The sequence below is a fragment of the Maribacter luteocoastalis genome, assembly GCF_048890225.1.
Classification (GTDB): domain Bacteria; phylum Bacteroidota; class Bacteroidia; order Flavobacteriales; family Flavobacteriaceae; genus Maribacter; species Maribacter luteocoastalis.
Window position 1 is genome coordinate 23,499 of record NZ_JBMFZG010000007.1, and the last position, 12,307, is coordinate 35,805.

Consider the following 12,307-nt stretch of genomic DNA (forward strand, 5'->3'; position numbering starts at 1 on the left):
CACAATTAAAAAAGACATAATGAATTCGAAGTTAAGGTATATCACCATACTCTTTTTTTGCACCCTACTTTTTTCCTGTAAGAAATCTAAAAAAGAAGAGAAAGAAAATAGTGATGCCACTCCAATGGTGATGGCAGATACAACTTATTCTGCTGTTGAGAACAAAGCAAAATTAGTATGGACAGCATATAAGTTTACAGATAAAGTTGGTGTTAGTGGCACTTTTAACAATTTTGAACTACTGCTGAATAATGAAACTTCATCCTTGGAAAAATTTTTGATAGGTGATAAAATTGTTATTAACACCAAATCGGTAAATAGTGGCAATGAAATTAGGGATGATAAAATACGTACCCATTTCTTTAATGTCATGAATACGGATACTATATGGGGCGAAATTTTAGATGCAGCGGGTGGAAAGGGACATTTGACTTTAGAACTCAATAAAATTAAAGATACCGTAGACTACATGTATTCTAAAAAAGAGGACACACTTTTAATCAACACAACTATAGACCTCACCAACTGGAGTGGGGATAATGCTATTAGTAGTTTAAATAGAGAATGCTATGAATTGCATATGGGAGCCGACAAAATATCGAAACTTTGGCCCAATTTTGACATTAACTTAAAAATACCCTTTAAAAAAAACTCCAATTCTAACCAATAACTGCGCAACTATTAAGGAGGCAAAAGCAAAAATCACAGCTAATCCCAATTGACTAACGGTTAAATACTCCAATGAAAGTACCATGGCCACTTTTGGTATCGCGTATGCACTTAATGTTATAAAAACAGACAATATGATGGCACCCCAAACCCATTTGTTGGTAGTTACCTCGTTTTTAATAAAATTTTGGGATGGCCCGGGCATATTAAACACATTAAGTAATTGGGCGAAGACCAAGGTAAAAAAAGCCATATTGTTAATAGTAATTGGCCTAAGCTCTAAAACCCTATCTGAATACATTACAATACCCAATACGGCCATTGTTATAGTGATACCATACAAGATGGTTGTTTTCCAATCATAAGTAGTCATAATAGGCTCCTTTGAGCTTCTAGGTGGTTTTTTCATGATATCTTTTTGACCTTTTCCCATACCCAATGCCAATGCTGGAAAAGTATCGGTAACCAAGTTTAAAAATAATATTTGCAAGGGCAATAAGGGCGATGGCAAACTTAGTAGTGCCGCCAAACCTACGGATAGAATCTCAGCCAAATTACAGGATAGTAAATACACCACAAATTGCCTTATATTTTGAAATACTACCCTACCTTGGTGAATGGCCAGTTCTATAGCAGTAAACTTGTCATTTTTTAAAATAACATCTGCTACCTCCCTTGCCGCTCCAGTGCCCCTGATGCCCATAGTAATACCAATATCCGCTTTTCTTAATGCGGGAACATCATTTATTCCATCACCGATCATACCCACTACATGGTTATTTTCCTGATAAAATTTTATAAGGTCTAATTTCTGTTCAGGTGATGTTCTTGCAAATACCACTACATCAAGTAAATTATGGTTTAACTTATTGCCATTAAAGCCTAACTTTTTTAAATTTTCTCCCGTAACCACTTTATCCAATGCGGCATTTTTAGGTAGCAACCCAATTTCCTCAGCTATTTTCTTAGAAGTGCCAGGGTGATCACCCGTTACCATAACTACTTTTATCCCCGCATTCCTGTATACTTCTATAGTTTCCTTCACATCATTTCTGGCAGGGTCTAAACACCCAATAACCCCAATAAATGAAAGTTCTTGCAACATTGTTTCAATAGTGGGTACTTGGTCCATATTTTTAAATGCAAACGCCAATGTACGCAACCCGGTATAGGCCAATGTATCAACTTGTGCATCCCATTTTTCATGATTATCCAACGAAACTTTATTACCCTGTTTATATGTAGTATTGCAAAGCCCTACTATATTTTCGTAGGCTCCCTTGACAAAAACTAGATAGCCTTTTTCCGTTTTATGAGCCGTTGCCATTAGCTTCCTTTTGGCATTAAATGGCAATTCCATTATTTCCGGAAACTTCTTTCTGATGTTGTCTGGTTCATAACCCATTTGTTCGGCAAATTCCAATAGTGCTATTTCTAAGGCATCCCTATGGGCAAATGAAGAACTATGTTTAACATTATTACAAAGTATACTGGCTAAAACAATAATTTCAAAATCCTGCGAGTTCTTTACAAAATCCAGTTCGTTTTTATCTTTATCTAAAACATCAACTATCCTGTCAGCTAGTATCAAGGAATGTACTTTCATTTTATCTTCGGTAAGCGTTCCTGTCTTATCTGTACAGATGATATCCGTGGCACCCAGCGTTTCTACTGCTTCCATCTTTTTAATAATGACCTGCTTTTTAGACAGGCGTAACATACCTTTTGCCAATGCAATGGTAGCCACGATTGGCAGGCCTTCAGGAATTGCCGCCACTGCAAGAGCCACCCCTGTATCAATCATTCTTACTAAATCCTCACCCCTTAGATAGCCAAAAACCACGACCATAGTAGCTAGTATGATAGTAAGCCAAATAAGCCATTTGCTCAATTGATTTAGTTTTTTTTCTAATGGGGCAACATGTTTTTGGGCATCTATGCCCATTTGTTGAATCCCTCCTAATTGACTGTGTATTCCAGTGGCAGTAACAATGGCTTTTCCAAATCCAGTCATAACTGTAGTGCCCTTAAAGACCATGTTGTGCTGATGTGTAACTGGCGTATCTAAAGGAACAATGATTTCTGTGTTTTTAGATACGGCTATACTTTCCCCAGTAAGGGCAGATTCTTTCACACTTAGGTTATCCGCGGTAACCAATCTTGCATCGGCAGAAATAACATCACCACTTTCTAAAAGGACAATATCACCAGGAACTAATTCAGAAGCTTTACTATGTACTATTTGTCCTGACCGTATAACCGTAGTTACGGCTTGCCCCATTTTACGCAATGCCTCTAGCGAACGTACAGCCTTAAATTCCATTATAAAACCAATGGAAATGGAGATGAGTATTACTACGAAAATGGCAAAACCCTCTAACCAGTTACGAAAAAAAAGTGCCATGATTGCAGCAACTATCAATATGTAAATTATTGGGTCTGCTAACTGATCTATTAGTATGCGTCCTCTTTTTTTGGGTCTATGCTCTGGTACTTGATTTTCACCATATTTCATTAAATTTTCCCTGGCCTTGTCCAAGCTAAGTCCTTTATCTAAGTCGCTGCCCAAACTGGACGCAATATCCAAAGGTTTTAAAGTAAACGGATAATCTTGTTGCATGCAAAAAGGATAAAGCTAAAATTCAGTAGGTTTTTTAAAACGCTTCATTTGAAATAAAACAAAAAAACCCTTCTAGCTAACCTTTTATAAATGGACGCATTTAGGTTTAGACAGAAGGGCGTTGCATAAAAAGAAAAGCTTAATTTATTGTTTCATTATGCAATCTGAACTTTTTTGGGAGGTAGTTTTTTAGCTTCTTCCTTTTTTGCAAGATTAAAGCTCAGGATACCATCTTTATAAGATGCTTTTATGGCTTCTTCTTTTACACTATCTGGCAACTGTAATGAACGTTCAAATGCCTGATAGCTAAACTCCTTACGTGTGTAATTTTCTTCTTTTTCCTCTTCTGAGGTTGATTTTTCCGCAGCTATGTTTAGACAACCATCATCAATGGTAACTTCAAAATCCTTTTTTGTAAAACCAGGTGCTGCCAACTCAATTTCAAAATGGTCCTCTGTCTCTTTGATATTTAAGGCAGGTTCCGTTCTTTTTCCGTTCCAAAAACGATCTGGTAGCATATCCCTTACCCATCTTCTATTATCAAAAAAATCATCCATATCGAAGAAATCTTGAGTAATTAAATTACCAAATGGTCTTCTTTTAAATTTTACTAGTGACATAATTAATTGTTTTAAGGTTTAACATTTTGTATTTAATACTTCGAAAATACGTCCAAGGACCCTCGCATAAAATGATGTAGATCAGTCAGTAAACATTTAAGGGTTATCTAATTTTAATTACTTTAGAGTATCGTAAATTAAATTAGATGTTTAACCCCGCCGACTTTGGAATCAAAGGACTTACCAGCGAAGAAGTAATTAAATCTAGGGCCTTACATGGCAAGAACAGTTTAGAGTTTAAAAAGGAAAATCCACTTTTTATAGCCCTTAAAGCTATTATTTTGGAACCTATGGTCATTCTATTGGCAGTGGCCTCTAGTATATATTTTATTAGTGGCAATGTTGGTGATGGCATCTTTTTGGCTTCAGCAATAATACTAGTTGGTTCTATTTCTTTATATCAAGATTCCCGAAGTCGTGGTGCATTGGAAAAACTTAAGAAATTGACCCAGCCCAATAGTAAAGTAATACGCAATGGTAATTTGCTGGAGGTCCCTATTGAGGATTTGGTTGTGGGCGACAACCTTATGGTTGAGGAAGGAAATATGATTCCGGCAGATGGTGTTATAACACATTCAAATGATTTCTCTGTTGATGAATCACTTTTAACAGGTGAATCTTTTGCCATCTTTAAAGATGCCACAAAACAAGATAATAAGATATTTAGTGGGACTACCGTAACAACGGGCTTAGCTATTGTCCAAATCACTGAGATAGGTAATCATACACAACTTGGTAATATAGGGCAAAGCCTATCTGATATAAAAGAGGAAAAAACACCTTTAGAACGCCAAATATCAAATTTTGTAAAAAATATGTCCATCTGGGGCGGAGTAATGTTTTTAATGGTCTGGGGCATAAACTTTTTTAAATCCAACGATATATTAGACAGCTTATTAAAGGCACTTACGCTTGCCATGAGCATTTTGCCCGAAGAAATTCCCGTAGCTTTTACCACCTTCATGGCCTTAGGAGCTTGGCGATTAATGAAAATGGGTGTCGTAGTAAAACATATTAAAACCGTGGAAACCTTGGGCAGCGCTACAGTAATCTGTGTTGACAAAACGGGTACTATAACCGAAAACAAAATGAGTTTAGTTCAGCTCTTTTCTATAAAAACAGGTAAGGTTTCTACTTTAAATGAAAAAATGGGCCCGGCCGAAAAAGAACTAATCACATCGGCTATGTGGGCGAGTGAACCTATCCCCTTTGACCCGATGGAGCAGGCCCTTCATGAAGCGTATCAAAACGTTGTGGATGTTGATGAAAGACCAAATTATTCTATGGTTCATGAATACCCCTTAGGCGGGAAACCACCAATGATGACGCATTTTTTTGAAAATGGGAAAGGACAAAAGAAAGTTGCTGCAAAAGGAGCACCCGAAGCGTTTTTAGAAATTTCCAAATTAACAAAACAAGAAAAAAGTAAAATAGCAGAAACTATATATACCTTAGGTAAGAAAGGGTACCGATTATTAGGTGTTGGCATAACTAATTTTGAAGGGGAGCATTATCCAAAAAAACAACAAGAACTTGAATTTGAATTTTTAGGGATTGTTGCATTTTATGACCCACCAAAGGAAAATATAAAAGGTGTACTCAAAAAATTTGATGATGCCGGAATAAACGTAAAACTAGTAACTGGCGACTATGCCGAAACAGCTTCTGCCATAGCCAAGCAAATTGAATTTAAGGGATATAACAGGGCTATGACCGGAAGTGAATTAATGCAATTACAAGATTCTGAATTGCAAGAAAAAGTGAAGGAAACCCAAGTATTTACCAGAATGTTCCCTGATGCCAAATTACGCATCATAAATGCATTAAAAGCAAATAATGAAGTAGTAGCCATGATTGGTGATGGCGTAAATGACGGTCCTGCATTAAAAGCGTCACATTTTGGAATTGCCATGGGTAAAAAAGGTACTGAAATAGCCAAGGATGCCGCATCGCTAATCTTAGTAGAGGATGATCTTTCTAAATTAGTGGAAGCAGTAGGTTTTGGAAGGAAAATTTATACGAATCTTAAAAAAGCCATACAATATATCATATCAATCCACATTCCTATAATCCTTACCGTATTCACTCCATTAGCCCTTGGTTGGTTGTACCCAACTATTTTTTCTCCTTCTCATGTTATCCTTTTAGAGTTGATTATGGGGCCCACTTGTTCCATTATTTATGAAAACGAACCTATGGAAAAGAATACTATGATTCAGCGGCCAAGACCCTTTACAACTACTTTTTTTAATTTTAAGGAATTATGGACAAGTATCATACAAGGTATCCTAATTACTATAGGCACTTTAACTATTTACCAATATGCCGTAAATCAAAATTATAATGAAGAAGTGGTGCGAACCATGGTTTTTTTAACATTGATATTTTCAAATATTTTTTTAACCTTGGTAAACCGTTCCTTTTATTATTCTATTTGGACCACCATGAAATATAAAAATAGATTGGTACCCTTAATAATAGGTGTCACACTGATTTTGACAACTTTACTTTTGGTGGTACCACCATTTACAAAATTTTTACAATTTGAATTATTATCTATAAAACAGGTATTTACTTCCTTACTAGCTGGAAGTGTTTCGGTGCTCTGGTATGAATTGGTAAAATGGAGAAAAAGAATAAATAAGGGTATAGCAGAAAAGTAGGAAGGGATAACTAAATAAACGTCCACTAATTGTTAAACAAGGCCTATAGTTTCACACCAAATGCCAAATCCCCTGCATCCCCTATTCCTGGTAGTATATATCCCTTATTATTTAATTCAGAATCGATTGCCGCTATCCAGAGATGGGTGTTTTTGGGGAATACTTTTTTAATATGTTCCATACCCGTCTTAGAGCCAATAACAGAAATAATATGAATTTGTTTAGGTGTTCCGTGCTCCTTTAATGAACTGAGTACATTCTCCAAAGTTTTTCCTGTTGCCAACATGGGATCCGTAAGTACTAAGGTTTTACCTTCTAAAGATGGCGCGGCAAAATATTTCACAACAACCTCGAAAGCATCTTCATCGCCCCGATGGTGACGGTAGGCAGAAATAAATGCATTCTCCGCACCATCAAAATAATTCAACATGCCTTGGTGCAATGGTAAACCTGCACGCAATACAGAACATAATACCATTTGATCATTTGGTAAAGACATTTCTTTAGTCCCGAACGGGGTTTTTACTTGAGTATTTTTGTAATTCAAGGATTTGCTCAATTCATAACTCAACACTTCACCAATACGTTCAATATTTCTACGAAACCTCATGGGATCCTTTTGGATTTCAACATCCCTGATCTCCGCAATAAATTGATTTACTATTGAATTCCCTTCACTAAAGTCATGAACCGTCATTAGTTTTCATTTATTTTAAAAATAAGGATAATTACTTAATCCTTGATTCCAAATTTGCTTAAAATATCTTCCATTAAACACCATTTGGTAAAGGCTGACTGTAAAAGATTGACGCCCACAAACGCTGTAAACCATAGCCAATGGATATTTACATAAATGGCCAATACCAAACTTATGAGTATAAATGAGCCTGCTACTGCCCTTACGATCCTATTTTTCATGTTATTCTATTTTTAAATTTGTTTTTCTATGGGTACGACCACTGCCTTTATTGGATTGTTGGTTTCCAATTTTGAATTAAAATCCTTAATCAACCCAAAAAGCAAATCAATATTCTCTTCCTCGGTAAAAGAAAAGAATAAACTAGATTCCACTCCTCCCTTTTCACTAGGAAACCAACTAGAGGTTTTTAAAATGGAAGTTGGGTTTTTATATCCATCAATATCAGAGCCGCTATAGCTCTCAATTTTAGCCATTTTAAAGAGACGGATAATATCTTTTTCAAATTGCTCAACAACTGTGACTATAAGTAATTTCATCATATCAAATATTTACGTTATACAGGTATTTGTAAACTGATTTTAATTTAAGCTCCCCTTACTCTATACGCTCTTCAGTCAAATCCCCTAATTCTTCATCAGTGTACTTTTTCCGTTCTATCATATAATAAACCAATGGTACCACCAATAGGGTTAAAACCGTGGATACAATGGTACCGCCCATTAACGAAATGGCCAATCCTTGAAAAATAGGGTCAAAGAGTATCACAAAGGCTCCAATTACCACAGTACCTGCGGTTAATAAAATTGGTGTGGTACGCACCGCTCCCGCTTCTATTACGGCCAATTTTAAAGGTATGCCTTCTGCCAGTCTCAAATTGATAAAATCAATGAGCAATACCGAATTTCGGACCATTATACCAGCCAAAGCGATCATGCCAATAAATGAAGTGGCCGTAAAAAATGCCCCTAACATCCAATGTCCCAGTACAATCCCAATTAACGATAATGGTATCGCTACCATCATGACAATGGGTGCCTTAAAATTTTGGAACCATCCTACTATGAGAATATAAATAATGATTATTACGCCTAAAAATGCCAGCCCCAGGTCACGGAAAACCTCTAAGGTAATTTGCCACTCCCCGTCCCATTTAACCGTATAATTGTCTTCAAAATCTGGCTGTTTAATATAAAGTTCATCCATACGATACCCTGTTGGAAGCTTAATTTCCATTAGTTTATCGGTCATACCTAAAATAGCGTATACGGGACTCTCCAATTTCCCAGCCATATCGGCAAGTACATAGACAACACGCTTTTGGTTCTTCCTGTAAATACTCTTTGCTTTGGTCGTATTTTGAACATCGGTTAAATCACCAATCGTCACCATATTTCCTTGATTGGATTTTACCTTTAACTGTGAAATATCGGTTAAGGTAGATTTAGCCTTTTCATCAAGTGACAAGATCAACCCAACCTGTTCAGAGGCATCCTCATCATATAATGTAGTTATCGCCCTTTCTGAAAGCGCCATATTCATAGTATGTACAATCTGTTGTGGAGCAATACCATAAAGCATTGCTTTTTTCTTATCTATCACAAATTTATACTCCGTTTGATCGGCCTCAACCATCCAGTCTACATCTACCACATCATTAGTTTCCTTAAGGATATTTTGCACTTCATTGGCAACATACATTTGTGTATCGTAATCAGGACCATATATTTCACCCACTATGGTGGAAAGCACGGGCGGTCCTGGCGGCACCTCTACTATTTTAATATTGGCATTGAATTTTTCACCAATTGCCTGAATTTCTTGTCTCATTGAACTGGCTATACCATGACTTTGGGCGCTACGTTCCTTTTTATCGATAAGGTTCACCTGGATATCTGCCATATTACTGCCCCCCCTAATATCATAATGCCGTACCAGTCCATTGAATGTTATTGGGGCCGATGTACCCACATAACTCTGGTAATTGACTACTTCTGGACGGGTAGAAAGATACTGGGCTATTTCCTTGGCCACTACACCAGTACGTTCCAACGTAGTACCTTCTGGCATATCTATTACTACCTGAAATTCATTTTTATTATCAAAAGGCAACATTTTCACTGCAACCGATTTTGTAAAAAAGAGACCCATTGAGCCCAACAGTAATAAAAAGGTGACTCCTAAAAATACCCAACGCTTCTTTTTATTCTCGATCAATGGGCTTTCATACTTTTTATAAACTTTATAGATAAAAGTATCTTCTAAAGGTTTTTCCTGTTTTTGAGTTCCTTTTTTATCTTTTTCCCGAAGAAAGATGTACCCTAAATATGGGGTAATGGTCAAGGCTACAAAAAGAGACAAGATCATGGCAATTGATGCCCCAATTGGCATAGGGGACATATAAGGCCCCATTAGACCAGACACAAAAGCCATGGGAAGTACTGAGGCTATTACGGTAAATGTTGCCAAAATAGTAGGGTTGCCTACTTCATTAATGGCATATAGGGCAGCCTGTTTAAAGGGCAAGCGTTTCATTTTAAAATGCCGATGCATATTCTCAGCAATGATTATTGAATCATCTACAACTATACCCGTAACAAACACCAAGGCAAATAATGTAATCCGGTTAAGGGTATAGTCCAACATATAATAACTTAACAGGGTAAGTGCAAACGTAATTGGTACAGAAAGAAAAACCACTAGACCACCACGCCAGCCCATGGCCAACATCACCACTAAGGTTACGGCAATAATAGCCCCAATAAGGTGCATTAATAATTCAGAGACCTTGTGGGAAGCTGTTTCCCCGTAATTTCTGGTTACCTCAACATGCACATCATCTGGTATCAGGGTTTTTTGAAGATGTGATATCTTCTCCAAAATTATATCGGAAATCTTCATGGCATCAGCACCTTTTCTTTTGGCTATGGAAATGGTAACCGCGGGGTATTCAGATGTATACGATGCCCCTTTTTCACTTGCATTCCCAAAACCTAAGGAAACATAATTTTTGGGCAATTCCGGTCCATTTTTGATTTCAGCAATTTGGTTTAAATAAATAGGGCGTTCTTTCTGTACTCCCACCACAAGTTGCTCAACATCTTCTGTTGTTTTCAGAAAATTACCTGTTGAAACCAAAAATTCCGTATCGTTTTTATCAAAACTACCACTACTCAATTGCTGGTTGTTTGCTCGTATCATTTCTGCTACTGACAGAAAATCCAATCCACTCTCAGCCATTTTATCTTTGTCAAGAACCACGCGTAATTGCCTATTTCTCCCACCTATTTGTTTAGTAGCAGAGACATCGTTAACCTTTTCTATTTCATTGGTAAGTTCTTGGGCTATCTGTTTTAATTGATAATCATCGTAACTATCGCTCCATAAGGTTAGGCCCAACATAGGCACATCATCAATGGCACGGGTCTTAACCAATGGAAATGTAACACCTTGCGGCATAATATCCATATGCTTATTGATCTCATTATACAGTTTAACGAATGATCTTTCTATATCCTCACCTACATAAAACTGAACTATAACCATTGCCTTTTCTTCCATAGCAGTGGCATAGACATATTCCACTCCTTTAATGTTTGAAATTAATTTTTCCAAGGGTTTTACCACCCGGCTTTCTACCTCTGTGGGACTGGCCCCTGGATAGCCCACAAAAATATCGGCCATGGGCACATCAATCTGTGGTTCTTCCTCTCGTGGAATCAAGAATGAGGTATATACACCTATGACCATAAAAACAATCATTAAGAGCACCGTTAATTTGGAGCTTATAAATGCTTTGGCAATTTTACCGGCTAATCCTTCTTTCATTATTTATATATTTTTTGGTATTTAGTTAGGTCTATACACCTAGTACTCAATCTAATTAAAGTGAAAACAAATAGTAAGGTTCAAAGCTATAGGACTGGTTATGGCTTATTGAATTGCTATTTTTGCGCCATTGTACAATTTACCTTCTGCACTCAAAATGTATTTTTCATCTGCAGAAAGTCCTGCTAAAACCTCTACTGAATCCCCATATGTACGACCCAACCTTAACCACCTCAGAAGAGCTGTATTATTTTGACTTACCGTATACACCCCAGATAACTCACCCCTGTTAACAATGGCTTCTTTTGGAAGGAGGACCATGCTTCTTTCCGTATCCATATCCAAGGGGAACTGCACCGTAGCATACATGCCAGAAAGCAACTTTTCATTAGTCTTATCTAAGACCACCTTAACCATATATTGCCCGCCAGTATTTTTTGCAGAGGTACTTACTTCGGACACTTTACCTTTAATAACCGAGTTGATAGCATTAATATGAACGTCTACTTCAACATCGTTTTTAATCTGCTGAATTTCTGATTCTGGTACCATTGCCATAACCTGAAAATTTCCAGGTGCCTCAACCTCTAGCAAAGGCATACCAGGGTTAGCCATATCACCTTCCTTTATAAACGTATTGGTTACTACGCCAGAAAAGGGTGCCCTAATGTTAGCGTATGACAATTGTGCGTCTACTTCCTTCCTCATTTGTTTGGCAGATTCTAACCTGGCCTTGGCCATATTATGGTTCGCCGTGATATCATCCAATTCCTTTTGGGTCGCACTATTTTCCTCAAACAATGCCTTGTACCTGTTAAAATCTTTCTCTGCAATAGAATAAGCGGCTGTTGCCTCTGTAATTCCCGCATTTACTTGACCCAACTTTGCTGAGATATCGGTATTATTAATACTTAACAGTAGTTGTCCTTTTTGAACCTTATCCCCTACTTGTACATTAATCCTATCAATATAACCCATGATACGTGTACTGATGTTGGCGCTATTTACCGCTTCGATCTTACCACTTATATTTAATCTTGGCTTGCTATTTATTTCTCTAACGTCATTTACGTTAACCTTAATTGCAGACGAATTATCTGCTATTTCCTGTTTTTCCTTACTTCCACAACTAGAAATAAAGATTGCCAATAGCGCTAACACTAGTATGTATTTTCTTTTCATGCTTGATGCTTTTATTTTATGGGTCTTA

At 37.0% G+C, this 12,307-nt stretch carries 9 protein-coding genes; 2 read left to right on the forward strand and 7 right to left on the reverse strand.

Annotation, left to right across the window (positions count from 1 at the left end; translation table 11 throughout):
• Positions 1-19: 19 nt before the first annotated feature.
• Positions 20-670 (forward strand): YceI family protein, encoded by a 651-nt coding sequence (locus ACOCEA_RS13820; protein ID WP_420756849.1) that lies wholly within the window; start codon positions 20-22, stop codon positions 668-670.
• Here ACOCEA_RS13820 and ACOCEA_RS13825 read toward each other — a convergent pair.
• Positions 629-3,289 carry a cation-translocating P-type ATPase gene (locus ACOCEA_RS13825; protein ID WP_420756850.1) on the reverse strand — a complete coding sequence of 887 codons (2,661 nt, stop codon included), beginning with the start codon at positions 3,287-3,289 and terminating at the stop codon, positions 629-631. The genes ACOCEA_RS13820 and ACOCEA_RS13825 overlap by 42 nt on opposite strands.
• 155 nt (positions 3,290-3,444) lie before the next feature.
• Positions 3,445-3,909 (reverse strand): Hsp20/alpha crystallin family protein, encoded by a 465-nt coding sequence (locus tag ACOCEA_RS13830; RefSeq protein ID WP_420756851.1) that lies wholly within the window; start codon positions 3,907-3,909, stop codon positions 3,445-3,447.
• A gap of 146 nt (positions 3,910-4,055) precedes the next feature.
• Here ACOCEA_RS13830 and ACOCEA_RS13835 point away from each other — a divergent pair, with 146 nt between their 5' ends.
• The gene (locus tag ACOCEA_RS13835; RefSeq protein WP_420756852.1) at positions 4,056-6,572 is read left to right on the forward strand and encodes a cation-translocating P-type ATPase; all 2,517 of its coding nucleotides are present in this window, start codon (positions 4,056-4,058) and stop codon (positions 6,570-6,572) included.
• Between the two features lie 43 nt (positions 6,573-6,615).
• On the opposite strand, the gene upp is transcribed toward ACOCEA_RS13835, so the two are convergent.
• The 5 genes from upp to ACOCEA_RS13860 form a co-directional block, all read right to left on the reverse strand.
• The gene (gene upp, locus ACOCEA_RS13840; protein ID WP_420756853.1) at positions 6,616-7,269 is read right to left on the reverse strand and encodes a uracil phosphoribosyltransferase; all 654 of its coding nucleotides are present in this window, start codon (positions 7,267-7,269) and stop codon (positions 6,616-6,618) included.
• 35 nt (positions 7,270-7,304) lie between these two features.
• Positions 7,305-7,490 carry a YgaP family membrane protein gene (locus ACOCEA_RS13845; protein ID WP_420756854.1) on the reverse strand — a complete coding sequence of 62 codons (186 nt, stop codon included), beginning with the start codon at positions 7,488-7,490 and terminating at the stop codon, positions 7,305-7,307.
• Between the two features lie 12 nt (positions 7,491-7,502).
• Positions 7,503-7,808 (reverse strand): hypothetical protein, encoded by a 306-nt coding sequence (locus ACOCEA_RS13850; RefSeq protein ID WP_420757057.1) that lies wholly within the window; start codon positions 7,806-7,808, stop codon positions 7,503-7,505.
• A 58-nt stretch (positions 7,809-7,866) separates the two neighbouring features.
• Positions 7,867-11,097 (reverse strand): efflux RND transporter permease subunit, encoded by a 3,231-nt coding sequence (locus tag ACOCEA_RS13855; RefSeq protein WP_420756855.1) that lies wholly within the window; start codon positions 11,095-11,097, stop codon positions 7,867-7,869.
• Positions 11,098-11,202: 105 nt separating this feature from the next.
• Positions 11,203-12,279, reverse strand: coding sequence for an efflux RND transporter periplasmic adaptor subunit (locus ACOCEA_RS13860; RefSeq protein WP_420756856.1), 1,077 nt, complete (start codon positions 12,277-12,279; stop codon positions 11,203-11,205).
• Positions 12,280-12,307: the final 28 nt, after the last annotated feature.